The sequence below is a fragment of the Gilliamella sp. Pas-s27 genome (assembly GCF_009795865.1).
GTDB lineage: Bacteria > Pseudomonadota > Gammaproteobacteria > Enterobacterales > Orbaceae > Gilliamella.
This window is the reverse complement of record NZ_WTEW01000031.1, coordinates 1-25098: the sequence shown is the minus strand read 5'-3', so window position 1 is coordinate 25098 and position 25098 is coordinate 1. Positions and strand designations below refer to the sequence as shown.

21 protein-coding genes are annotated in these 25098 nt (G+C 34.9%); 7 read left to right on the top strand and 14 right to left on the bottom strand.

Going from position 1 to position 25098, the window contains the following annotated elements:
* Positions 1 to 347: 347 nt before the first annotated feature.
* Positions 348 to 1760, bottom strand: a complete 1413-nt coding sequence (locus GQ589_RS12595; protein ID WP_202115084.1) for a type I restriction endonuclease subunit R — start codon at positions 1758 to 1760, stop codon at positions 348 to 350.
* Positions 1761 to 1795: 35 nt separating this feature from the next.
* Here GQ589_RS12595 and GQ589_RS12315 point away from each other — a divergent pair, with 35 nt between their 5' ends.
* A complete protein-coding gene (locus tag GQ589_RS12315; protein WP_160426069.1) occupies positions 1796 to 1921 on the top strand; it encodes an enhanced serine sensitivity protein SseB in 126 nt (41 codons plus the stop codon).
* Positions 1922 to 2082: 161 nt separating this feature from the next.
* Here GQ589_RS12315 and GQ589_RS10555 read toward each other — a convergent pair whose 3' ends face one another.
* A complete protein-coding gene (locus GQ589_RS10555; protein WP_160426067.1) occupies positions 2083 to 2718 on the bottom strand; it encodes an NAD(P)-dependent oxidoreductase in 636 nt (211 codons plus the stop codon).
* Positions 2719 to 3091: 373 nt separating this feature from the next.
* Between GQ589_RS10555 and treB the strand changes: the two genes are divergently transcribed.
* The 3 genes from treB (at position 3092) to GQ589_RS10540 (ending at position 6994) form a co-directional block, all read left to right on the top strand.
* Positions 3092 to 4519, top strand: coding sequence for a PTS trehalose transporter subunit IIBC (gene treB / locus GQ589_RS10550; protein ID WP_160426064.1), 1428 nt, complete (start codon positions 3092 to 3094; stop codon positions 4517 to 4519).
* Positions 4520 to 4598: 79 nt separating this feature from the next.
* Positions 4599 to 6272: an alpha,alpha-phosphotrehalase gene (gene treC, locus GQ589_RS10545; protein ID WP_160426063.1), complete on the top strand. Its 1674-nt coding sequence runs from the start codon at positions 4599 to 4601 to the stop codon at positions 6270 to 6272.
* A 173-nt stretch (positions 6273 to 6445) separates the two neighbouring features.
* Entirely contained in the window at positions 6446 to 6994 is a 549-nt protein-coding gene (locus GQ589_RS10540) for a hypothetical protein (protein WP_065610729.1), read from the top strand.
* 124 nt (positions 6995 to 7118) lie between these two features.
* On the opposite strand, the gene GQ589_RS10535 is transcribed toward GQ589_RS10540, so the two are convergent.
* Complete coding sequence (locus tag GQ589_RS10535) at positions 7119 to 8180, bottom strand: DNA polymerase beta superfamily protein (protein WP_160426061.1); 1062 nt, start codon at positions 8178 to 8180, stop codon at positions 7119 to 7121.
* A gap of 15 nt (positions 8181 to 8195) precedes the next feature.
* A complete protein-coding gene (locus GQ589_RS10530) occupies positions 8196 to 8894 on the bottom strand; it encodes a DNA polymerase beta superfamily protein (protein WP_370519436.1) in 699 nt (232 codons plus the stop codon).
* 288 nt (positions 8895 to 9182) lie between these two features.
* Here GQ589_RS10530 and GQ589_RS10525 point away from each other — a divergent pair, with 288 nt between their 5' ends.
* Positions 9183 to 9542 (top strand): hypothetical protein, encoded by a 360-nt coding sequence (locus GQ589_RS10525; RefSeq protein ID WP_160426058.1) that lies wholly within the window; start codon positions 9183 to 9185, stop codon positions 9540 to 9542.
* Positions 9543 to 9793: 251 nt separating this feature from the next.
* Here GQ589_RS10525 and GQ589_RS10520 read toward each other — a convergent pair whose 3' ends face one another.
* Entirely contained in the window at positions 9794 to 11401 is a 1608-nt protein-coding gene (locus GQ589_RS10520) for a hypothetical protein (protein WP_160426056.1), read from the bottom strand.
* A gap of 159 nt (positions 11402 to 11560) precedes the next feature.
* Complete coding sequence (locus GQ589_RS10515) at positions 11561 to 12781, bottom strand: RtcB family protein (protein WP_202115083.1); 1221 nt, start codon at positions 12779 to 12781, stop codon at positions 11561 to 11563.
* A 286-nt stretch (positions 12782 to 13067) separates the two neighbouring features.
* Between GQ589_RS10515 and rtcR the strand changes: the two genes are divergently transcribed.
* Entirely contained in the window at positions 13068 to 14681 is a 1614-nt protein-coding gene (rtcR, locus tag GQ589_RS10510) for an RNA repair transcriptional activator RtcR (RefSeq protein ID WP_160411774.1), read from the top strand.
* A 56-nt stretch (positions 14682 to 14737) separates the two neighbouring features.
* On the opposite strand, the gene GQ589_RS10505 is transcribed toward rtcR, so the two are convergent.
* Entirely contained in the window at positions 14738 to 15526 is a 789-nt protein-coding gene (locus tag GQ589_RS10505) for a DUF6882 domain-containing protein (RefSeq protein ID WP_160411773.1), read from the bottom strand.
* A gap of 218 nt (positions 15527 to 15744) precedes the next feature.
* Between GQ589_RS10505 and GQ589_RS10500 the strand changes: the two genes are divergently transcribed.
* The gene (locus GQ589_RS10500; protein ID WP_160426053.1) at positions 15745 to 17142 is read left to right on the top strand and encodes an RtcB family protein; all 1398 of its coding nucleotides are present in this window, start codon (positions 15745 to 15747) and stop codon (positions 17140 to 17142) included.
* A gap of 163 nt (positions 17143 to 17305) precedes the next feature.
* On the opposite strand, the gene GQ589_RS10495 is transcribed toward GQ589_RS10500, so the two are convergent.
* From GQ589_RS10495 to GQ589_RS10465, 7 genes are all read right to left on the bottom strand, one after another.
* Positions 17306 to 18316 carry a peptide ABC transporter ATP-binding protein gene (locus GQ589_RS10495; protein WP_160426051.1) on the bottom strand — a complete coding sequence of 337 codons (1011 nt, stop codon included), beginning with the start codon at positions 18314 to 18316 and terminating at the stop codon, positions 17306 to 17308.
* Positions 18306 to 19283, bottom strand: a complete 978-nt coding sequence (gene dppD, locus GQ589_RS10490) for a dipeptide ABC transporter ATP-binding protein (protein ID WP_160411770.1) — start codon at positions 19281 to 19283, stop codon at positions 18306 to 18308. Before dppD ends, GQ589_RS10495 begins: the two co-directional genes overlap by 11 nt.
* A gap of 13 nt (positions 19284 to 19296) precedes the next feature.
* Complete coding sequence (gene dppC, locus GQ589_RS10485) at positions 19297 to 20220, bottom strand: dipeptide ABC transporter permease DppC (RefSeq protein ID WP_160426048.1); 924 nt, start codon at positions 20218 to 20220, stop codon at positions 19297 to 19299.
* 14 nt (positions 20221 to 20234) lie between these two features.
* Positions 20235 to 21251: a dipeptide ABC transporter permease DppB gene (gene dppB / locus GQ589_RS10480; RefSeq protein WP_160426046.1), complete on the bottom strand. Its 1017-nt coding sequence runs from the start codon at positions 21249 to 21251 to the stop codon at positions 20235 to 20237.
* Positions 21252 to 21397: 146 nt separating this feature from the next.
* A complete protein-coding gene (locus tag GQ589_RS10475) occupies positions 21398 to 23014 on the bottom strand; it encodes an ABC transporter substrate-binding protein (RefSeq protein ID WP_160426043.1) in 1617 nt (538 codons plus the stop codon).
* A 439-nt stretch (positions 23015 to 23453) separates the two neighbouring features.
* The gene (locus GQ589_RS10470) at positions 23454 to 24182 is read right to left on the bottom strand and encodes a hypothetical protein (RefSeq protein ID WP_160426042.1); all 729 of its coding nucleotides are present in this window, start codon (positions 24180 to 24182) and stop codon (positions 23454 to 23456) included.
* A 525-nt stretch (positions 24183 to 24707) separates the two neighbouring features.
* A complete protein-coding gene (locus GQ589_RS10465; protein WP_202115082.1) occupies positions 24708 to 24974 on the bottom strand; it encodes a GNAT family N-acetyltransferase in 267 nt (88 codons plus the stop codon).
* Between the last annotated feature and the right edge of the window lie 124 nt (positions 24975 to 25098).

The following is a 25098-nucleotide window of genomic DNA, read 5'->3' as shown; positions in this document are numbered from 1 at the left end:
TGATTATAATACATAGCAATCTCCAAACTGTGGTGGTGCGAAGGGGCTAGTATAAATCACCTTTCTACTTTCTTCACTCCACCGTTTTTAAAATTGCACTTCATGTTTGAATCTAGGAAACTAAAAATAAAAACTTCAATAAAATCAACATTATACTTGAACGATTTTTATAGTAAATACGCTAACCTTTTTACAAAAGAGTAAGATTATTATTGTGGCTCTATTTATTTTGATGGATAAGAGCTTGGTATGTTTCAGGTGAAAATATATTGGTATAGTAAGCCATAAATAATCATCCAATTGTAATTAACATAATTTTTTAATTGTTTAGTTTTATCTTAAAGTAATCAGTTAAATTGTTGTTTAATCTCGGTCATCCAACGTGGAAGTTCGTCATGTAAGGCGAGATTGAGCATAAATAAATTATCAATATCTTTATTTGCTTTGCTTAAGTCAATCGTTTGAATAATTTCAGCAAAATAAGGCACATTGTCCGATTTTGATAGTTCAAACTCAGTTATTGCTTGTAATAATAGCTTGCTATCAATGCCCCATTCGTTGGCAAACTGGTTAACGGCATGTTTGATTTTATCGTTTTTCCAATTAGTAAATGCTTGATCAAAATGGATTTGACTTGATAGGCGACCAGTTAATAATTCGGTATCGACAAATTCCTTTAATATTTTTGCTTGTTGATCTTCGCCCATTTGGCTTAATTCTTGGATTTGTTCGTAGATTATGCGCTTAGTTTCGTCGTTAACGGTTTGCACACCATCAACATGCTTCACTTTAGATCCAATTAAGCTAAGAATATGCGCAGCATCAATCACCTGTGTGCCTGCTAATTTGGTTTTGCCAATTAAAGTGGGCACAATGGTTGGCATTTTAGTGGTACTTTCTTTAGCCGTTAAGTTTTTAAATGCACCAACATATTGCAACCAACGGTGCTCGGTCATGCCAAAAGTGGTATTATCCCATTGATACTCATAATATTGTTGGACAATATTAAGCTGATCAGCCGCTATTTTAAACGCTTTGCTAAATTCAGTTAGTTTTTTATCATCATGTTGAATTAATTGCCATTGGGTTGGATCGGCTAAGGTTAAAACTAATTGCTCCAAATCGTTGGCTAAAATGCGCACGGCAGTGGCATAGGTTTCAACAATTGCTTTGCTACTGCTACTACCACTACCATATAGCTCAAGCGCTTGGTTAACCATTTGTTCGGTTAGGCGAGGGGTTTGGAAATTTACAATTGTGCCAAACTCTTTGCTAGAGCCAAACACGCGATTGGTGCGAGAATACGCCTGAATTAAGTTTTGTAATTTTAAGGTACGGTCAACATAAAGGGTATTGAGTCGTTTAGAATCATAGCCTGTTAATAGCTGATCAGCGACAATCACTAAATCAATATTTTTACCATTACGACCACTACCGCCACGGGTAGCACGTTCAACCACATCCTCAAAATAGGCTTGTTCGCCATGTTTTTTATCACCTGCTATAAACTTGATGCCAGTAAACTCAGCATAATCATTAAACATCGTGTTGATAATTTCAGGATCAACATTATCTGGATCATTTTCGTTACCAAAGCTAAAGGTCATGGCGATATTGATTTTTTGCGCTTGGTTTGCCAGTTGTTTTTTAAATTCATGATAATAGGCAATGACCCGCTCTTTATAAGCGACGGTTAAAATGGCATTAAATTGTTGCTGTTGCGATTGTGCTTGCCAGTTACTTAAAATTTCTTCAACCACTTGCGGGATATGGGTTTGATCATGATAAACTAGTAGTGCTTTATCTATCGCTTGCTTTTCAACTTGATATGTTTATTGATTTTATTGTTGCTGATACTGAATTTGGTCAACAAGCAATCAAGGATGAAAAGCCATTTTATCAAAAGAAAAGGATTTTTTAATCGTTTATTTGGCAAATAATTTGTTAGATAAATCGATAAATATCCCTATTTTCATATGCTTGCATTAGGAAAAGTTTAAACAAACTTGTATTAGATATAGGATTTATTCACATTGTTTACCTGCTGTAAACAATGTGGTATTTTTCTATATTTTAGTAATATCACTCACTAGCAACGGTAAAGCGTTGCTTAATATATTTAGCTGTTTCTGCTTCGTCAATCATGGCAATGGCATAATCGGCATAACTAATTTGGCTTTTTCCTTTGTTGTTAAATAACACTTCTTCGCCTCCTATAATATAATGCCCTGTCCTTTCGCCATCAGCGTTAAACTCAATTGCTGGGCTTAAATAAGTCCATTGCACATCATTGCATTTTCTAAGTTCATCAAGTGCTTTTGCCATATTGGTTGCTAATGGTTTAAATTCATCAGGAAAATCAGGTGTATCAATCAAACGGATTGAATGTTGTGGATTAACGTATAAACTTCCTGCACCGCCAACTATTAATAGGCGATTAGCTTTACCGCTCAAGATATCGGTTAAATGTTTTAAACTGGTTTGATGCAATGGCAGTGATTCAAGAGCCCATGTGCCAAATGCATCAATAATCACATCATAGGGTTTTAAATCAGCATAGGTTAATTCAAATAGATCTTTAATTAGCACAGTTGCTTTGGGATCGAGATGTTGATTTGGTTTACGCACAATCGCAGTAACGTGATGACCTCGTGAAATAGCTTCTTTTACCAAAAGTTGCCCTACTTTACCGCTTGCACCAATGACTGCAATTTTCATATTTTGCTCCTTTTAAGTGTCTAAGCATTAACTGATATAAGAATGGTTTTAGATTAGTCTTTAATTTTTTACTGTAAAGATGGCAATAAATATAAGGTTATAAAGGCTTTTTAATACTCTATATTACATCTTATTTTTGTTTTAGCTATTAGTTAACCGTGCTTATTTATTAAATAAAGCCAGTAATCATGTTTATTTAATTTGTGCTTATTTGACTGCAATATGTGACATTAGTCACAAACAAGAGTATGTTTCCATTTATTAATAAATGGATCCAATCTATAGTGAATTGCAACCCCAAAATAGTTAGTCTATTGATAAAGTTAAAATAGTGTAAGCTTCAATTTGGCTTAACTAAGGAGAGAATAAGATTATGGCTAAAAGTACAACAATAGCAATAGAATCAATCAAGCAATTAATTGAGTTGGTTGGTGGAAGTAAAAATATTGCCAGTGTTACTCACTGTTTAACAAGATTAAGGTTTGCCTTAGTTGATCCTAAGATAGCCGATGTTCGAGCCATAGAAGAACTGCCTTTTGTAAAAGGTTGTTTTAATAATGCTGGTCAATTTCAGGTAATTATTGGTACTGATGTTGATAGTTATTATCAATCACTTATCCAGCAATTAAATTTAAACGAGGCAAGCAAAGAACAAACCAAAGTAGCAGCAAAACAAAATATGTCTTTTTTTGAAAGACTGATTTCCAATTTAGCCGAAATTTTTGTGCCATTGTTACCAGCATTAATTGCAGGTGGTTTGTTATTAGGTGTGCGTAATATTATTGGCGAAATGCCAACGATTGATGATAAACCACTTATACAAACCTATCATTGGTTGATACCAATTTACAGTATACTTTGGCTACCTTGCGAGGCGATTTTCCACTTTTTACCCGTTGCCATTTGCTGGTCTACGGTGAAAAAAATGGGAGGGTCGCCAGTTTTAGGTATTGTTTTAGGCATCACTTTGGTTTCACCACAATTGATGAACGCTTATGACCTTGGCAGTAAAATACCTGATGTTTGGGATTTTGGTTGGTTTAGTATCGAAAAAGTCGGCTATCAAGCGCAGGTCATTCCGTCTATTTTTGCAGGTTTAGCGTTGGGTTGGATCGAAACACGATTACGCAAAATTGTGCCAGACTATCTAAATTTGGTGATAGTGCCGATTGTAGCCTTGTTACTATCCGTCTTTTTAGCACATTTTTTATTGGGACCTTTTGGGCGAATGCTAGGTAATGGTATTGCTTTTATTGTGAAATATTTAATGACGGGTGATTATGCGTTTATTGGTGCTGCTATTTTCGGTTTCTTTTATTCACCATTGGTAATTACCGGTATTCACCATACAACCCTTGCGATTGACTTACAAATGACAGAAAGTATGGGGGGCACGCCAATTTGGCCAATTATTGCTTTATCAAATATTGCTCAGGCTTCGGCTGTTGTGGGTATTATTTTAGTTAGTAAAAAACATAATGAGCGTGAAGTGTCAGTTCCTGCTGCTATATCGGCTTATTTAGGTGTCACCGAGCCAGCCATGTATGGCATCAATCTACGTTATAAATTCCCCATGCTATGCGCCATGATTGGCTCAGCATTAGCAGGATTAATTTGTGGTTTGTTTGGTGTGTTATCTAATGGTATTGGGGTTGGTGGTTTGCCGGGTATTTTATCAATTAAACCTATTTATTGGTCGATTTATGCTTTGGCGATGATTGTGGCAATTGTGGTTCCGATTGCTTTAACTTCGATCGTTTATAAAATAAAACTTAAAAAAGGTACGTTAGATATTCGCTAAACCCTAGTTATAACCATTAACCGTTCTTATCATCGAGCGGTTAATTTATGAAAAAAAGATGAATAATAAAGAGCAAACAATGAATAAAATTGATATCCCTTGGTGGCAAAATGGTACTATTTACCAGATCTATCCAAAAAGTTTCCAAGCCAGTGGGGCTGGTTCAACGGGGGATTTATTAGGCATTATTAGCCGATTAGATTATCTTAAAAATTTGGGGATTAGTGCCATTTGGTTAACGCCGATTTATCCATCCCCACAAATTGATAACGGTTATGATGTGTCGGATTATTATGATATAGATCCGAGCTATGGTTCAATGGCTGATTTTAAGCGATTGGTTAAACAAGCGCACGAGCGTGGTATTCGCATTATGATGGATATGGTATTTAATCACACATCAACCGAACACCCATGGTTTAAATCAGCTTTAGATAAGTCAAGCCCTTATCGTTCATTTTATATTTGGAAAGATGCTAAAGCTGATGGCGTTGAGCCTAACAATTGGCGGTCAAAATTTGGCGGTAAAGCATGGCAATGGCATGAACAATCAAAACAGTACTATTTACACTTATTTGCTAAACAGCAAGCTGATCTTAATTGGGAAAACCCAACTGTTCGTCAAGAAATCAAAAAAGTATGTCAATTTTGGGCAGATAAAGGCGTTGATGCATTAAGGCTTGATGTGATTAATTTAGTTTCAAAACAGCAAGATTTTCCTGATGATGAAAATGGCGATGGTCGTCGATTTTATACCGATGGCCCAAAAATTCATGAATTTTTACAAGAAATCAGTCAAGATGTGTTTCAACCTAATGACCTTAAAACAGTTGGCGAAATGTCATCCACCACATTAGAAAACTGCCAAAAATATGCTAGCTTAGATGGTAAAGAATTGACCATGACGTTTAACTTTCATCATCTAAAAATCGATTATCCAAACGGTGATAAATGGACGCTGGCTAAGCCCGATTTACTTGAACTCAAAAAAATCCTTGGCTATTGGCAAACAGGCATGCACGGTAAGGCTTGGAATGCAATTTTTTGGTGTAATCACGATCAACCTCGTATCGTCTCACGCCTTGGTAATGAAAGCCAATATCACAAACAATCTGCCAAAATGTTAGCCATGCTGCTGTATGGTCTACAAGGCACACCTTATCTTTATCAAGGTGAGGAAATCGGTATGACCAATCCTCATTTTACTGATATTTCACAATATAAAGATGTGGAAAGCCTTAACATCTATCAAGAAAAACTAGCAGAAGGAATGCCTAAAGCCAAAATTTTAGCAATCCTTGCTAGCAAATCCAGAGACAATAGCCGAACGCCAATGCAATGGGATAATTCAGCCAATGCTGGCTTTACTCAAGGTAAGCCTTGGATTGAGGTTGCTAATAATTATCCTCAAATTAATGTCAAAGCGGCACTTGATGATCCTGATTCGATATTTTATTGCTATCAAACCTTAATTAAATTACGCAAAACGTACCCGATTTTTATTTTTGGTGATTATCAAGATTTAACGCCAGATATTGCCGATTATTGGTGCTATGTCAGACGTTGGAATAATCAAACGTTACTCGTGATAGCCAATCTGACCGATAAATCCGTTAAATGGCAATTACCAAAAGAGTTGCAAACTATTGGCTGGCAAAGATTGTTGAGTAATTACTCCAATACCTCACCACTAAACACTGAAATAAGCTTAAAACCTTATGAGGCTATATATTGGTTGCAACAGGCGGATTAAGCAAGCGATATGGGCAATCTATAAAAAGGTTGTCCATTTTTATGTACGATAATTGTTCCATTTTAAAGCCAACCAGTTGATCTGTTTAATTAAAATACCCTTTAAAAAATAGACTAAAAGTTATAATATTTTGCTTAAAAAATGGGTAAATAAAAAATTAAAGAGGAATGCGGATGGAAGACAAAACGATTTTATTAATGAATCAGTATTTAGATAGAGATTATAGTGTTTTTCCAATGGCTGAAGATAAAATAGTATTGCAAGATATTCGCAATATTGAAAATAGTTTGGCAATTAAATTTCCTGATGAATATGTTGCTCATTTACTTGGTGAAGATTGTGATGCTATCCCCCATAGAGGTATTTATATTGAAGTAAAAGAAGAGATTTGGCGTCGTCCTCAAGCAATGGCAGTGGGACCTTTTTGGACATTTTTATATGGTTTTCATACTTATACAGCCTCTAAATTAAGTGCTGATTGGATGAGGCTTGATTTTATTGCCCATCAATTTATGCAGGAAACAGGGCTTAAAGCAATCCCAATCTTGAAAATTATTAATGATGCTGATATGTATTGTGTTAATGAATTTAGTGATATTGTAAAGTTTAATCACGAAATGAATGTTTTGGAACCAACAAATATGGATTTTTGGCAGGTTTGGGAATTTGAATTGAAAGAGCTAAAAGAAAGAAAAGAAACCAAAAAATCTAAATTAAAATAATTTCATACTTAAATTAGAGTATCACAAGGAAGTGAAATAAATTAACATAATGACATGTATTGTAAATAACTCATTGAATTATTTTTATAATTCAATCATGAACTGTTATTATTTTGCGATATCATTAGTGGTTATATAATAATTCACGCATTTTTACTAACTGCGCAATCGCTTTAGTAAAATTAGGTGTTTCTGGCAACATTGAAGTGATTGATGCGGTTTCAATTTTGCTTAACAATGTTTCTGCAATATGCATAATCTCATCATAGCTTAATTGACCATTTTTAATTGCAAGCAGCTCATCGCGATTAGCTCGTTTATTGGTTATTGTGCCTTGTGTCATAATTTCATGCGCCACTTGCAATAAGCGAATAGTATGCATCATATTTTTTGCATCAAAATCATTGCCACTTTTAATATTACTTTGATAACGCTGTTCATTACGCTTTTCGACCCATTGCCAATAAGCTTTATAGTCACGGCAATGCGATGAAAAACCATCACGATTAAAACTTAAATAAGCGATAACTGGCGTATTAATAGCAACCGATGATAAACACAGTTCGGTCGAATCTTGCTGTTGTATTATCCCATGATAACCACAGCTTCCTGATGGATCGTAAAACAGCGCATATAAATCTCGCCCATGCCTCACATTCACTAATCCACATAAATGTTGCTTAAAACTATGTTGAGCTAGCCAATCATTTAATGGATAAGCTTGTTGACCTTCGATAATATAACAAAAATCCAGTACAGTTTTACGTGTTACTGCAACGGGATTATTAATTTTTTTATTTAATCCTTTAGCTTTTTTTATTTGAGACATGGCATAGTGGGCAAAGGTCTGCTTGGTCTGTTTGGATAAAAACAGATCGAGGGTTAAATGCTGCATTATTGGATGCTGATAAACAATACAGCTTGGATCCGAGGCTAACACTTCTAAAATATTCGGGTTGTTTTTCAGTAATAGTTCCACAAATCGCCCTAATTCATAATAAACAATATCATTGGTTTCATTACTAATTTGTGGAATATAATTAATTCCATAGAATTTATCTTTAGGTAGATAGAAAACGCCTTTGATATCGGTATCTGATGTTTCAGTGGCTAAACCAAATGCACGGCTACCGCTGATGACTTCAAATAAGATTAAGTTTTGTGTTTTTAAATCATCGATTGTCATCTTGTATTCCTTGTCTTATTTTAAGCTCATCAATGTTTGTATAAAAAAGTGATCTAACTTATCAGATTTAAAATGTTGTTCAGCAATAGCTTGTACACTTTCGCTAATCTTACTCATGGATTGTTCAATAAACAATAAGATTTCTGGATCGATAGTGATAGGTGTTGATTCAGTCATGGTTGCTTTTAAGGCAATAATATCATTGATTTGCTGGCTTAAATCATCAGGTAATAGTGTCAATAATGGCGTAATGGCCATGGGGGCGATTTGCTGTTTTTCTAAACACCATTTGGCACTTAATAAAGGTCTTAATACATAAAACAATTTTTTTACCCCAATCTGCTGTCCCTCACGGTTTTGTAATGCACTTTTAGCAATCCCTAAATAGTGATAAATATTACCCCTAGCATTAAAGAAATTGGAACAAAGTTGCCATAATTGATTAGCAATTGGTGCATTTTGTTGATAAATAATGGGCGATTGCAGCCATTCAAATGGCGTAGTATTCGATTTACGGATCAATTGTAAAGTCTTTTTTAAATCCCAACCATGTAAATCCAGCTCATCATCAATAGGAAAAGTTAAATTTGAAGCAGGGTTATCAATGGCTAAGTATTTATTAAACCGATGCACATAAATAAAACGCACATCATAGTCACTATTGGGCGATGGAAAACCGCACGCCCGACTGCCTGATTCACAAGCGTAAAGTATATGGATATAATGACATATATAACAATTTAACCAATAAAGTAGAAAAAATATTCAGCAAGATGTCGAAGCTAATTTATTTACTACAAGGATGGACAATTTCACACAACTAGGTACACATTTTGCGTGAATATGGTCTACAAGAACTTTATCGGTTACCAGGCTCTTTGGAAGAAGCGGTAAAAGAGATTGAAGACAAAAAAGGGCAAACTAATGAAAATAATTAATTTATTAATTATCGTATTGTTTAACTTTATAGGTGCCTATCTAAGTTACCAATGGTGTTATCGAATGATTATCGCAAAACATCGCACACCAGAATTATATTATTTGATATGTTATGGTTTGTGTTATTTCTGTTTTATTCTAATTTCAATCTTTCTTTTAAATAAAATAAAACAACCGATAGGTTTAGTGATTTGCGCAGTGCCAATTGGTTTTATCATTACCTTAATGTCTCCAATTTTATTCATGTTAATTGTTGAAGATAATAATAAATTGATTTTTAATCTAAATTTTATTATGGGGATGTTAGGTATCACATCAATGATAACCCTTAATTTTATAATATATCCGGCAATTTTATTATGCTGTCATTATTCTATTGGTGGGATACAAAAAATATCAAGTAAGCTTACTTTGAAGCAATAATTAATAGCTCTAATCAGCCAGAAAATTGCCCAACAATTTTATACTGTGGAACTCGTAAATACCCCATAGTTAGCATACAACTCAAGTAGAAAATTATGCTATCTGTTTTAGTGTTTTAAATTTAATGGTGATATCATGTGATTTTCCCTGTTGGTAAACGCTTTTCTAATTTTTAGATTCAAATCCTCTTTTAGTTTTATCATAGAAAATTTTCTACTTTTGGGTTGTACTATTTTAAGGAGTAGTTACATTTAACTATTGTGCGAAGCAAGTAGCGTTGCCAACCTTTTTTTAATTTCATCATCAGGTTCGTTTGTAATAAGCCCTTGCAAGGCAAGCATTAGTTTATTTGTCCAACATTGTTTATCCCAAGCTTCAATCGCATTTAATGCCATGTTTCGGTTGCGTATTACTGGGCTGTTTAGACCAATTAATATAAGATCTTCGCCAACACCTGGAAACCGGTTGAGCTCTTGTAAAATAGCATCCAATGCACGGTGTGCTTTATATTTGATGCCAAATGCAGATTCTAGCGCTGGCCCAGTTGCGATTTTTGTAAAGTCATATTGTTGGCCAGCTAACTGCATAACTTGGTGTACTCTTTGTATATCATCGGCTTGCATTAAATAATACCACTGTTCATCCTGATGATTTTTTTGATATGCAAAACGCGCATCCCATGCATCAAATCCAAATTGTGTGTAAAGATCAGCCGCTAACCAAAATTTACTGCTATTATCAGTTATTAAATCGTGTTCAATCAATGCTAACCATTTATCTTGATGGATAAACTCATTTGCTTTTTCAATAATTGCATTTTTTATTTTTTCATCCCAATTAGGATAGCTTTCATTAAGCTGGTTGCTAACAAAATCACGTATAGTCAGTACTGTCCGTAAAGGGGGGAGTTCAGCTAATGAGGGTAGTTTTAGTAAATGTTTTAAATAATTTAAACAAACAATAGCACCTTCCTCATAACAGTGCATATCTTCGGCTGGTCCGCCCATGATGAGTGCTTCTAAAATTTCACCCGCAGATTCTAATAAAGCTAAATCAACACAATCTTGTTCTAAAACTTGATTTAATTCACCTGCTGTTGCGCAAGTATAAGCAAGATATTCGTTCATAACGCTATTTTGATAACCCGCTTTTAATAACCAATCTTTAGTTGTTGATGATAATTGATATCCGGCTAATCGTTCAACGATATGGATCCTACCCCAACCATCCACTTTTTTAGCTAAAGTAACTAAGGCATTTTCGACTTGTTCTGGTGATGATAAGGTGTTTTGTAATGCAACGGCTGAATATAAGGTAAACTCTTCATGCATGCCTAATAATAAAAATAAGTCTGTTTGTTCGATAGTAAAACATCCTAATACAGCAATACTAAACTTAATGATTTCACGATCAGGGCTATTTGTTGCTAACCAATAGGTAAATTCATATAACTTATCAAAATCAATGTCAACTTTTGGTATTGCATCACTTAAATCATCAATAAAACTTAAAGTACCTTCCGTATTTATTAAGGTGTAAAGTTTTTTGATATCGTGTTTATTGGGTTGTGTTGATATTGTGATTAGTAACGTTAAAATTTCTTCAACACATGTTTGTTCAGATGATGCGCCATGATGATTGCTAACCCCATCCATGGCCCCTGCTGCCCATTTTAATTTTGTATCATCAGATGATTCATCAGGAAGTGTTTGGGCTATTTCAGGCAGTTTTTCAGCATTTTGATAAGGCAGTAAAAATTGATAAATACTGATTTTATTGTTATCCCATACCATTGGAAATGGTTGAGTAGTAGCCATATCTGATCGTTCTGTCGTTGAATTTTGAGTATTTTCTTTCATTGTTAATCCTTTAAATATTTTATTGTTAGAATGATTAGTTATTTAAATCAAATTGAATAATCACGATAGTAATGCATTATTTTATATGCATCATTGATATAATTAGGGTTTTTAATATTTTTATTTCCACCAATATCGAGGATTGCTCCTCAATATTTTTTACCCTTTCACACATACGACTTGCCGTAATTGATGGACAATTTCGACCAGTTCATTTTGGGCTGTCATTACTGCATCGATATCTTTGTATGCCATTGGGATTTCATCAATCACGTTGGCATCTTTACGGCATTCAACATGCGCTGTTGCTTTAATTTGGTCTTCAATGGTAAATTTCTTTTTGGCTTCAGTTCGGCTCATAACTCGCCCTGCACCATGCGAGCATGAACAGAAACTTTCTTCATTACCAAGTCCTCGCACAATATAGCTTTTTGCGCCCATTGAGCCTGGAATAATCCCTAGCTCACCTTTTCGAGCAGACACCGCACCTTTACGCGTAATGAAAATTTCTTCACCAAAATGTTGCTCTTTTTGTACATAGTTATGGTGACAATTTACCGCCGACATGTGGGTGGTAAATGGTTTAGTAATGACTTTACGCATTGCTAAAATAACATTATTCATCATGGCTTCACGGTTGAGTCTTGCAAATTCTTGCGCCCAATGTACGGCATCAATATAATCATGAAAATGTTCAGTGCCTTCTTGTAAATAGGCCAAATCTTTATCGGGTAGATTTTTGATATGGTTCTCCATATCTTTTTTAGCCATTTCTATAAAAAAGCTACCAATAGCATTACCTACACCACGTGATCCACTATGCAACATAATCCAAACTCGATCGGCTTCGTCCAAACAAATTTCGATAAAATGGTTGCCAGTGCCGAGTGTTCCTAAATGTCGGTAGTTATTGGTATTTAAAAAACGTGGGTATTTTTCAGTTAATTTTTCAAAACTGGGTAATAGCTGTTGCCAATAGTCATCGATTAGTGATGGTGGATTTTGCCAGCTACCATTATCTCGACCTTTATGTTTTGGTGTTATACCATGAGGTACTGCTTTTTCAATTTCATGCCGTAATGGTAATAAATTGTCAGGTAAATCATGTGCTAATAAGGATGTTTGCACGGCAATCATTCCACAGCCAATATCAACGCCTACTGTTGCTGGTATAATTGCCCCGATGGTTGGGATCACACTACCGATAGTCGATCCTTTTCCTACATGTACATCGGGCATGACGGCGATATGTTTAAAAATAAACGGTAATTGTGCCGTTTTGGTTAATTGGGTTTTGGCTTCTTCTTCAACAGGCACGCCTTTTGTCCACATTTTTATTGGTTTTGCGTTATCTGTTTGTAATAAGTTATATTGACTCATTTTTAATTCCATCTAAATTTCATGCAACGTTAAGTTACTAAGTTTACAAGTTCAGTTTTATTTTGAGATGTTATCCCCTTTTTCTTGGGCGATAAAACCTTTTTTGTGATTCATTATTATAATTTGCTAAAAGTGTGCCAAAAATTAAAGAAAGATAAAAATAATTAATATCAATTTGATTTAAAACAAAAAAATAAATTTAAAACAGAACAATCTAAAAATTAGATAGATTTAAATAAGTTTGTTTTTTATAATTTTATCTATTAATTTATAAATTTTTATAAAAATGAAAAAGAATGTCGTGTTTGGTTTTTTAGGAAATGTACTGGATCAACGTGGTAAAGGTAAACGACGATGGTTGCAATGGCGACCGACTATCGATTTATGTCATCAATCTGATCTGCCATTAACTCGATTTGAATTGCTCTATTATCAAAACGATTATCATCTCCTTTGCGAAGTTGTTAAAGATATTAAAATTTTATCACCACAAACCGAAGTAAGGCCAATCGCAGTAAATATAGATGATCCATGGGATTTTGAACAAGTTTATACCTGCCTTTTTGATATTTCGAAACACTACTCATTTAATTCAGAACAAGAAGAGTATTATTTGCATATCACAACGGGTACGCATGTCGCACAAATTTGTTGGTTTTTACTAGCAGAATCGCGCTATTATCCAGCTAAATTATTACAAATGTCTCCACCATCCAAAAAGGAGATAATGGAAAAAAAATATAGCTTAGAGGAAGCGGATCTCATTGCGCAAGTACCTTACGGTAATATGAATATCATCGATTTGAATTTGCATCGTTATGATAAAATCTTAACCCGTTTTCAACAATATGCCATTCAAGCAACCGATCTGTTAAAGTCAGGTATCGCTACTCGTAACCAAAAATTTAATCAATTAATTGCTGAAATAGAACAGGTTGCTAGTCGATCGCATGCCCCTATTTTATTGTGTGGGCCAACTGGTGCTGGTAAATCATTTTTAGCTAAACAAATTTATTTGCTAAAACACACTAATCATCAAATTAACGGTCAATTTGTCGAAATTAACTGCGCCACCTTACGAGGTGATAGTGCAATGTCAACCTTATTTGGCCATGTGAAAGGAGCATTTACGGGTGCAAATCTTGCTCGTACTGGATTACTTAAAAATGCTGACGGGGGATTATTATTTTTAGATGAAATTGGTGAACTTGGTCTTGATGAACAAGCAATGTTATTAAAAGCGATCGAAGAAAAACAATTTTATCCATTTGGTAGTGATAAACCGATTCAGAGTGATTTTCAATTAATTGCTGGGACTAATAAAGATCTTAAATTGGCGATTGAGAATGGTGAATTTCGTGAAGATCTGTTTGCCAGAATCAATTTGTGGAGTTATCAACTGCCGAGTTTAGCCGAACGAAAAGAAGATATCGAACCGAATATTGATTATGAATTGGCGCGTTATGCTAAAGAATACGGTATTATGCCACGTTTCAATCAACAATCAAGACGCGCTTATTTAGCTTTTGCTACCTCTCAGGAAGCCTTATGGCAGGGTAACTTTCGTGAATTGAATAGCTCGATTATTCGAATGGCAACGTTAGCACCACAAGCTAATATTACATTGGAACAAGTAGAAAAAGAGATTCTACGTTTAAAACAAAATTGGGGAAAACACAAATGTGATAATCCATTAATCCCTCAAGATATAGATGAATTTGATCGCTACCAATTAGAAAAAGTGATCGAAATCTGCCAAAAAAGTAGCTGCTTATCTGAAGCTGGCAGAAGGTTGTTTGCTGTGTCTCGTATAAAAAAACAACGTCGCAATGATGCAGATCGTTTAAAAAAATATTTGGCAAAGTTTGGTTTAAGTTGGGATATGGTTAATAAAGCTTAATCAATGTATTGGTAAAATCTATTGCATAAATGAAAAGATCTTACTAATCATTGTATTTATGCATTTAAACTAATTAAACGAGATTGTTTATCAAATTTAGCAACTATTTTTTGCTCATTTTTTATGGCAACAAGCTCTATTTGATCTGTTAAATTACTTTTTTCTATTTGATAATCTTTAGCAATTAGATAGTATTTAAGTGCCTGATAATGATCCACATCAAAGTTTGAAATGAATTGAGAAAAAGTTTCAAAAATTTGGGTTTGATTATTTTTATGCTCATCGTTATTGTTTTCAGATGAAGAACGCCCAAATAAATTTGTTATAAATTTTGGCAAAATTTTAGAGATTTTATTCTGGTTATTATTTTTTGAGTTAATATGATCTTTTTTAATGGTTACCAATGCTATTCCTTCGCCAAAATTAGCGAGATAGTATCCATTTGTATCAAACATCCCTGTAGCAATTACCCCTATTTTGTATAAATCTTCTTGTGTAGTGTCAAATTGAGCAGAAGTGAATAAATTAATATCATTTTCTTCACCATAGCTTTTTAAACTCAACGCTTGTTCAATAACCGATGTGGGCAGTTGCGATGCTTCATTATTCCAAGACCAAAGCCATGTTTCAGAAGATAAAGAAAAAGTACCTAATAATTGAATAGAAAAGGTTATATTATCACCAAAATAAATAACCCCTTGATTGATATCTATTTGCCAATCACTATCACCAATTATTTCATAAAAATTGAGTTGTTTTTCAAATCCATAACAACCAAAATGCTGTAACAATTCTTTTTCAGATTTGCATGGTGTTACCATACCTTTTTGTATTTCCATATCCATAATAATTCTTTATTTTTTCTTTTAAATTTTATGTTTTGATTTAATACTGATTGTAATCCATGATATTAATATATGGTTTATCAAATCTCAATATCTTTACAGATAAAGATTTTTTGTATAAAATGTGTCCGCTTTCCTGAATAGTGCTGCTGCAGGAAAACAGTAATTATCTTCTCAATATGAGGAGACGCTATTTTATTGTTTTCTAGGTGGCTATTATGTCTACATTTACCCGTTTACAAAAACGCTTGTCCCGCCTTGGGATTGAAAGTCATTTTAATAATGATATTTATACTTTTAATAAAGAAAATACTACTGCTCAGGTATTATTGCCTAATCCTTTACCATTAGAGGAAAAAGCCGTAGAACAACTATTAAATTTTGCTTCAGTTAAAATACCTAATAGTTTAGGTAAAGTTTGTACTGCGCGTGCAACACCCGATTTTCATCCGGGTACTATTGCACCAGTAGGTAGTATTGTCGCTACCACGCAGAATTTTATTATTCCAGCTGCAATTGGCACTGATATTAATTGTGGTATGCGGCTCTTTACAACGGGCTTAAGTTATGAGCAAGTGTGTAAACAAAAGTCTTCAATTATTGAGCAATTAAAACGCGTATTATTGCAAGATGAACGTGATGTTCCTGTTACGCCGCGATCTTTTCAGGCATTATTTGATCAAGATATTTCGGCATGGTTATCTGAATTACCTCAGCAGGGGCTATGGAATTCGGTTAATTATGAACGGTTATGGGCAGAGCTTGATAAAATATCTGGTAATCATTTAATTGTGGCAGATAGTAAATATGCGCCTGAAGCCTTTTTTGAAAAGCGAGATATTATTCGACCGGCAAGTTTAGGTACTGTAGGATCTGGAAATCATTTTGTTGAGTTACAAATTGTTGATGAGATTTTTGATCGACATTTAGCTTATCAAATGGGGCTAAAAAAAGATGCTATCGTGATAATGATTCATACAGGTTCACGTGATGTGGGATTTTATATTGGCAAGCGTTGGCAAGATAAAGCCAAAGAATTATGGCCAGTAAATGAGAAATATCCTACATCAGGATTGTTTGGTTTATCCGATGATAATGCACAAAATTATTTGCAAGCTATGGGAGTTGCTGCTCGTTATGCATGGATAAACCGAATTGTCATAACTGAATTGATACGTAAAGAATTAATAGCGATTTTTAGACATGATAACAGTCAGTTAATTGTGGATATTTCGCATAATATTATTTTATCTGAGCATGGCATGAATATTCACCGCAAAGGGGCAACACCAGCTAATCAGGATGAAGTCGTATTAATTCCAGGATCGATGGGGGACTACTCTTATGTTGCCGTTGGCAAAGGAAATCCAAATTGGTTATGGTCTTGCTCACACGGTGCAGGTAGAGCTGAAAGACGGCAGTCAATGCGTAGCAAAAAAGTGGTATCTGATAAGGTTGATTTACCATGGCAATGTATTAGCTTAAAAGAGGAACGTCTAAGTGAAGAAGCGCCTGCCGCTTATAAGCCAATTACACCAGTGATTAATTCCCAACAAAACGCAGGTTTGATTCAAACCGTCGCCAAACTAAAACCTTGGATTACGTTTAAAGCATAATTAGAAAAATGTTTTATTAAGGAGGAGCATATAGAAATATCTTATTTTATAATAAAAAGTTATATTATTTGATGTCGTATTGAATGTGTAATCGTCTTTATTTTGTGCATCGGCCTCCCCCTCATTTTGTTAATGATGGAGGTCGATGAGTAATAAGTGTCTGTCAGATTAAGTTTGAGCTACTACAATTTTTTTCCTCTATACAAAAACACGCAATTTTATGCTCGTTATAATCAATCAGCTTCGGTTGTTCAATTGTACAACGTGGAAACGCTAAACGGCATCGAGCATTAAACGCACAACCTAAAGGAGGGTTTAGCGGACTTGGTAATTCGCCTTCTAATTTTATTCTATCTCGTCTAAGATCGGGGGTTAATCTTGGCGTTGCTGATAATAGTGCTTGAGTGTATGGATGTTTTGGATTGCGATAGATGTCATCTTTTCGTCCTTGTTCAACGCAACGACCTAAATACATCACCATGACGTCATCAGCAATGTGTTCAACAACAGAAAGGTCATGAGAAATAAAAACATAAGATAAACCTAGATCTTGTTGTAGATCCATCATTAAATTGAGTACTTGTGCACGCACAGATACATCTAATGCTGAAACGGGTTCATCAGCAACTACTATTTCGGGATCAAGCATTAAACCTCTGGCTATGGCTATTCGTTGTCGTTGCCCTCCCGAAAACATGTGGGGATAACGATTGTAGAATTCTTCTTTTAATCCAACTTTTTTCATCATTGATAGCACTTTTGCTTTGCGATCATTGGCGGTTAGATCGGTATTGATGATTAGTGGTTCTTCTAATATGGCACCAATTTTTTTGCGTGGGTTTAATGATGAGTATGGATTTTGGAAAACAATTTGGATCTTTTGGCGTCGCAATTTTTGCGCTTGTTGATCATCATCTAATAGGTTCTGGTTTTTGAAATAGAGTTCGCCTGATGTGGGTTTTTCAATCATTGTTAATAATCTTGCTAATGATGATTTTCCACAGCCTGATTCTCCAACAATTGCAAGTGTTTTGGCTTTTTCTAATGTGAAAGATACACCGTCAACAGCTTTAACTTGTTTAGCTTCAGAAAAAAAACCAATTTTTACATGATAATATTTTGTCAGGTTTCGGGCATCAAGCAGTAATTCGTTATTTTCCATATTATTGTTCATATTGTGGTATCCCTTCGCTCGATAGTGGATAATGACATTTTACTTTTCTAGTTTCACTATAGCTAACTAGCGTTGGTTCTTGGGTATGACAACGTTCAGTAGCATAAGGACAACGAGGGTTGAGTAAACAGCCCGTTGGTCGGTCATATTTTCCTGGTACTACACCTGATAACGATGCTAATCGCTCTTTGTCTTGAGTAAACTCAGGCAGTGATCGTAATAGCGCTTGTGTGTAAGGGTGTAGTGGTTTTTTAAAGATAATTTCAGCATCACCTATTTCAACAACTTGTCCTGCATACATTACAATAATTTTTTGTGCGGCCTCTGAAACTAGCGCTAAGTCGTGCGTAATAAGAACTAATGCCATGTTATTTTTACGTTGTAATTCAAGCAGTAATTCGATAATTTGCCCTTGGATTGTGACATCAAGCGCAGTTGTTGGTTCATCAGCAATTAATAGTTTTGGATTGCATGCGATTGCTATTGCAATCATTACTCGTTGGCTCATTCCGCCAGATAATTGGTGTGGATAAACCTTTAATCGATTTTCAGCATCAGGAATTCCTACCAATTTAAGTAATTCAATTGCTCTTGCTTTGAGCGCTTTTTTACTACCGCCTTGGTGAATTTTTAATGTTTCAATGATTTGGTAACCGATGGTAAAACACGGGTTTAAGCTAGTCATCGGATCTTGAAAGATCATTGCCACATCTGCACCCACAATTTTACGGCGCATTTTGGTTGAGAGCTGTTGAAGGTCTTTGCCATCAAAGTGTAATGCATTGGCATTGACTTTTCCGGGAAAATCAATCAGTCCCATTATGGCAAGTGAGCTTACTGATTTTCCTGAACCTGATTCGCCAACAATGCCAACAACTTGTCCTTGTTCAACGTCATAACTAATGTGATCTACCGCTTTAAATCCACCGAATTGAACAGATAATTCTTTTACTTCTAATAGTGCCATGACTGTATCTCCATTACTGTTTCAATTTAGGATCAAGTGCGTCACGCAAACCGTCTCCCATTAAGTTGAAAGCTAACACTGTCATTAAAATTACTAAGCCAGGAAAGGTCACTATCCACCATGCCGATTGTGCAAATTGCAATACGTCAGCAAGCATTGTTCCCCATTCCGGTGTTGGTGGTTGTGCACCCATGCCTAAAAAACCTAATGCAGCCATGTCTAAAATTGCGTTCGAAAATCCTAATGAAGCTTGTACAATTAATGGTGCTAAGCAGTTTGGTAGGATGTTGATAAACATTTGCCGTAAGGCTCCCGCGCCAGCAACTCGTGAGGCAATAACATAATCTTTATTAATTTCAGCAATCGTTGCTCCGCGTGTTAAGCGAACATAATGTGGTAATGCAACAAAAGCTAATGCTATTGAGGCGTTAATAATTGATGGGCCAAATATAGCAACTAAAACAAGGGCAAGTAGTAAACTGGGTAAGGCAAGCATGATATCGACAGCACGCATAATTATGTTGTCTAAAAAACCACCTGCATAACCAGCAATTAATCCTAATGTAATCCCTAAAATTAATGAGATAATGACTACTAAGCAACCGACTAATAAGGATAAACGGGCACCATAAATGAGTCTGGATAGGATATCTCGTCCTACATCATCAGTCCCTAAAATAAATTGCCAACTGCCATCTTTCATCCAAACAGGTGGTGCTAGTAATGCATCTCTAAATTGTTCAGAAGGGGAATGTGGTGCAACAAAATTAGCAAAGATAGCTAATAATGCAACAATAATAATGAAGGCTAGTCCAACGACTGCTCCTTTATTTTTTGAAAAATAGAACCAGAACTCACGCATAGGCGTTAATGGTTTAGGTACGACTAAACGGGTGTCTTGCGTATTGGTTGGTTCAGTAATAACCTGTTTATTCATTTGTAAAAACACTCTTATTTATGTCTAATACGTGGGTTAATAACCCCGTACAACATATCAACTAATAAATTCACTAAAATAATCATGACTGCGACAATTAAAACGCCACTTTGCACGACGGGGTAATCTCGACGTTGTAGTGCTTCAATTAACCAACGTCCAATTCCTGGCCATGAAAAGACGGTTTCGGTCAATATGGCGCCAGCAAGCATTGTTCCAACTTGTAAACCGATAACGGTAACAACAGGGATCATTGCATTACGCAATGCATGAACAAGAATAATACGAATTCGACTAACGCCTTTTGCGCGTGCGGTTCGGATGTAATCTTCACTCAATACTTCTAACATAGAAGATCGGGTCATGCGGACAATGACCGCTAATGGAATGGTTCCTAACACAATTGCAGGTAAGATTAAGTGAGTAACAGCATCGATAAAATCTTCTGTTTCACCCCATAATAAAGTATCAATTAACATAAATCCGGTTAAAGGATTACTTTCATCTAGGAAAAGCATATCACTAACACGACCCGATACTGGGGTTAAATTTAAGTGCACTGAGACTAACATGATTAGCATCATCCCCCACCAAAAAATTGGCATGGAGTAACCTGTTAATGATAGTCCTATTGCTGTGTGATCAAATATTGAACCACGTTTCACTGCGGCAAGAACACCGATCGGGACCCCAAAACTAACAGCAAACAGCATTGCACAAAATCCAAGTTCAAATGTTGCTTTAAATCGGGGGACGAATTCATCCCATACTGGAATTTGGCTTTTAAAAGAGGTTCCTAAATCGCCATGAAGCATGTTTATAATATATTGAAAATATTGTTGATACAGTGGTTTATCTAAACCCAGTTGAGTCATTAATTCAGCATGGCGTTCAGGGGTTAAACCTCGCTCTCCTGCAAGCACCATAATGGGATCACCCGGGATAAGGTGAACAAAAATAAAAGTAAGTAGTGTGATGCAAATAAACGTTGGAATAAGTACACCTAACCGCTTTAGAATAAATTGAAACATGTAGTAGCTCTTAAATATTGCTTTTAAACTATCGTTTATAAAATAGATAAAATTTTATTGTTATTAAAAAATAGATTTATAGCTCTAAATTTAGCAAAACCCAACGTAGCGATTAACCACACCTAGGTGGTTAATCGCAAGGAATACTATTTTTCAAGCGTGACTTGGTTAAAATTATGTAATGATAAAGGAGCCATAATATAGCCTTTAACCTCTTTACGTAATGGCATATAAACCATTGAATGTGCAATCATTAATGCTGGTGCTTGCTCACGCATCTCGACTTGTGCTTGTTTATATAGCTCAACCCTTTTTTCGTGATTTGATTCAACACGAGCTTGCTGTAATAAATCATCAAATGGTTTATAGCACCAGTGTGAATAGTTTGGACCACCAGCTTTAACCGCATCACAGCTCATTAAAACAGAATAAAAGTTATCTGGATCGCCATTATCTCCAGTCCAGCCCATTAATACAGCATCATGTTCACCATCACGAATACGAGATAAATACTCTCCCCATTCATAACTCACAATTTTAGCTGTTACACCAATTTTAGCCCAATCCGCTTGAATCATTTCGGCCATACGGCGTGCATTTGGGTTATATGGGCGTTGTACTGGCATTGCCCATAAACTGATAGTAAACCCTTTCTCTAAGCCAGCAGATTTTAATAATTCTTTTGCTTGCGCTGGATCATAAGGATAATCTTTTACTTCATCGTTATAACTCCACATAGATGGTGGAATAAAGTTTTTAGCTGATTCTGCCGCACCTTGAAAAACAGCTTTTATAATCGCATCTTTGTTCACGGCCATATTTAATGCTTGACGAACTTGCAACTTATCAAGTGGTGGCTTATCCATATTGTAGGCTAAATAGCCAATATTAACCCCAGCCATTTCTTTAACAACAATATTATTGTCTGATTTCATTCGTTCAATATCTGCTACATTTGGATATGGCATCGCATGACATTCTCCTTTTTGTAATTTGGCATAACGAATTGTAGGATCTGGTGTAATTGAAAACACTAAACGATCAAGCTGGGCTTTAGGGCCAAAATAATCGGGATTTGCTTTATAAAGAATTCTTGAATCTTTTTGGTATTGAACAAAAGTAAACGGACCAGTACCAACGGGGACTAAATCAACTTTTTCGGGTGTGCCATTTTTAAGCATAGTATCAGCATATTCGGCTGATAAAATAGAAGCAAATGACATTGCTAAATCGGCTAAGAAAGGAGCTTCTGGATGGTTTAATTCAAATACGACAGTATGGTCATCAATCTTTTTAATTTCTTTGATTAAATCTGGAAATCCCATGCTTCCAAAGTATTCATATTGCCCACCAGAAACTTTGTGATAAGGATGATTCTTATCCTTTTGTCGCATAAATGTAAAAATAACATCATCAGCATTTAAGTTTCGGGTTGGTTTGAACTCTTTATTGCTATGCCATTTAACATCATCGCGTAAATGGAAAGTATAAGTTAAACCATCTTGGCTGATATCCCAAGATTTGGCTAAAGAAGGTTCAATTTCGGTAGTACCTAATTTAAATTCTACCAAACGATTATAAACAGGAACTGCACTCGCATCCATTGAAATACCACTTGTTGCTAACTGTGGATTAAATATTTCAGGTGAAGCTTCTGCACAATAAACTAACGTTCCTGCAGCATGAAGTTGTGCACTCGCAAGCATTGTTATTAGTCCTGCGCCCATCAAAAATTTACGTTTATATTTCCTTAGATTACTCATAAAACCACTCCAATTATTTTACTGTAGCCCGATTTTGTAACATTTAAACAAAGGCAAGAATGTCGTATTTTTAATATTTTTTAAATATAGATTTAGTAAAACGTTCTAATTTTAATTTTTATATTAATTCGCTTTCGCTTTGTTTAAATTCGTATCCCCTATTGTTTGCACACATATGGTGCAATTATGCACCATAATTAAGATTGCGACTTTTGATTGAAAATAACTTTTAACACGAATATAACGATAGTTAAGGTTAAGTACTGTGTAACAAATAAAATATGCAAAAATAATGCCATTTTTTATTCAAAAAATCTATATTAAAGAAAATGGTAAAAAAGAATACATAAATATTTTTTTAATTATGCTGAATTTCTGTATTTTTCTGAATTTATTATATGGTTTTTATTTAAAAACTGATTAAAAATTATATTCAATTTTATTTTACAGAAGTGGTTATAGGATATTCCACACCGTTATAGTGCAAAAAATTTCTTTTGTTTGGTAAATTGATAACTTGTTCAGCACATTCACCTTTATCGTTTTCTTTATATATTTGATTTTGGGATTTTTCTGAAATAATTAGATCAACATAATCATTTGTTGTGTTATTTCCTAGTATTATTTTCTTGTCATGGGTTTCAAATTCTCCGTCGCAATTTGTATCCCATTCGCCAGATGATTGATTCATTGGAAGCTGAGTAATAACTTGTCTTAATTTTTTACCTTGTTCAACATAAAGGTTTAAATATTGTATATTGAATGGATTAGCTTGAGAGCTACCTACATAATTAAAACGGATACCGAAAGCAAGGGTTTGAGGATTAAGCTGATAACGAGCAGTATCTATATCAAAACTATCTAATCTGATCGCATCACTTATTAATGCATCAGCTTGCCATCGATTAGCAATTAATTCACCGCTTTCACTATTAATTAACAAAACGTCAAGATCGTAAGTATCATTCTCACCAGTTTCATGAGGAAAAGGTAAAACCACAATGGTTTTGCTTTCATCTGCTGGCCAAACTTTACAAATTGCCATATTGCTTGTACGAGTATGGTGGAGTTCATCTATCAACTGATTAATCCACTTTTCACAATCAGCATAACTGACTATTGGAAAGAATAGCGATATGAATAATAATAAATTTTTGTAATAAATCATTCGTTATCTTTGTTAGCATTTGATTTATACCACTATAATTGCAATATGATAACATTATTCTTTAATCAAAACGGTTATATTAAGTGATTTAATAGTGCTACACTCATTTTTCTATCATAAAGAAAACATAACTATTATCGATTTAGCTAAACTGCTTTATGCTCAGTTGCGCAACCATCCTCCTTTCATAACCATTAAAAACAAAGGCTTTAAAGCCATTTTATGGATACACGCCATTATCGAACCAAATGTATCCGGATTTGTATCCGATTTTCCGCTTGATTTGAGGTAATTTCAGTTGAGTAGTGAAACAAGCTGAAAGGCTTATTTGAAAAGGCTTTAGGCATAAAAAAAACCTGCTAGAAGCAGGTCTTAGAATTTGGTGATTGGTGCCCGGACGCGGAATCGAAGATGTGGGTTTAAGCCTTGTGGTTACAGGATTTGAAAAATTTAAATGAAAAATGTACCCGTATTTGTATCCCTAAATTTAGCTGCTTTAAAAATGTACAATTAAGCTCAATTTTATTACCACAAAGAGATTAGCATTGTTCTTTCCTGAATCCCTGAATCAACAAATCCAAATTTAATATAAAACGCATTGGCTTCATCTGTTAAGCTATGTACCAATAGTGCTCTAGAACCAACTTGTTTAGAGACTTCTTTCGAGCGTAATATAGCATCTTTTAATAATGCCGCACCTAACCCTTTTGCTTTGTAATTTTTATCAATAGCTAAACGGCCTAAGATAATAACCGGAATAGGATCGGGCATATTGCGCTTAAATCTACTCAATGTTAGTTGTCGATGTTGTGTAACTATCCCCTAAAATAATACAGCAAAAAAGTAGAAAATTCTCTATGATAAAAGAAAAGGGGATTTAATTATGAAAAAAATGACTGAACATCAAATCGTCGCT

Excerpts from the sequence above, each read along its gene's own strand:
- GQ589_RS10535 (WP_160426061.1), bottom strand. The coding sequence starts at position 8,180 with ATGACAATCGATGATTTAAAAACACAAAACTTAATCTTATTTGAAGTC.
- GQ589_RS10495 (WP_160426051.1), bottom strand. The coding sequence starts at position 18,316 with ATGAACAATAATATGGAAAATAACGAATTACTGCTTGATGCCCGAAAC.
- dppB (WP_160426046.1), bottom strand. The coding sequence starts at position 21,251 with ATGTTTCAATTTATTCTAAAGCGGTTAGGTGTACTTATTCCAACGTTT.
- GQ589_RS10470 (WP_160426042.1), bottom strand. The coding sequence starts at position 24,182 with ATGATTTATTACAAAAATTTATTATTATTCATATCGCTATTCTTTCCA.
- GQ589_RS10475 (WP_160426043.1), bottom strand. The coding sequence starts at position 23,014 with ATGAGTAATCTAAGGAAATATAAACGTAAATTTTTGATGGGCGCAGGA.
- treB (WP_160426064.1), top strand. The coding sequence starts at position 3,092 with ATGGCTAAAAGTACAACAATAGCAATAGAATCAATCAAGCAATTAATT.
- dppC (WP_160426048.1), bottom strand. The coding sequence starts at position 20,220 with ATGAATAAACAGGTTATTACTGAACCAACCAATACGCAAGACACCCGT.
- GQ589_RS10540 (WP_065610729.1), top strand. The coding sequence starts at position 6,446 with ATGGAAGACAAAACGATTTTATTAATGAATCAGTATTTAGATAGAGAT.
- GQ589_RS10555 (WP_160426067.1), bottom strand. The coding sequence starts at position 2,718 with ATGAAAATTGCAGTCATTGGTGCAAGCGGTAAAGTAGGGCAACTTTTG.
- GQ589_RS10500 (WP_160426053.1), top strand. The coding sequence starts at position 15,745 with ATGTCTACATTTACCCGTTTACAAAAACGCTTGTCCCGCCTTGGGATT.
- GQ589_RS10525 (WP_160426058.1), top strand. The coding sequence starts at position 9,183 with ATGATTATCGCAAAACATCGCACACCAGAATTATATTATTTGATATGT.
- dppD (WP_160411770.1), bottom strand. The coding sequence starts at position 19,283 with ATGGCACTATTAGAAGTAAAAGAATTATCTGTTCAATTCGGTGGATTT.
- GQ589_RS10520 (WP_160426056.1), bottom strand. The coding sequence starts at position 11,401 with ATGAAAGAAAATACTCAAAATTCAACGACAGAACGATCAGATATGGCT.
- rtcR (WP_160411774.1), top strand. The coding sequence starts at position 13,068 with ATGAAAAAGAATGTCGTGTTTGGTTTTTTAGGAAATGTACTGGATCAA.
- treC (WP_160426063.1), top strand. The coding sequence starts at position 4,599 with ATGAATAAAATTGATATCCCTTGGTGGCAAAATGGTACTATTTACCAG.
- GQ589_RS10515 (WP_202115083.1), bottom strand. The coding sequence starts at position 12,781 with ATGAGTCAATATAACTTATTACAAACAGATAACGCAAAACCAATAAAA.
- GQ589_RS10505 (WP_160411773.1), bottom strand. The coding sequence starts at position 15,526 with ATGGATATGGAAATACAAAAAGGTATGGTAACACCATGCAAATCTGAA.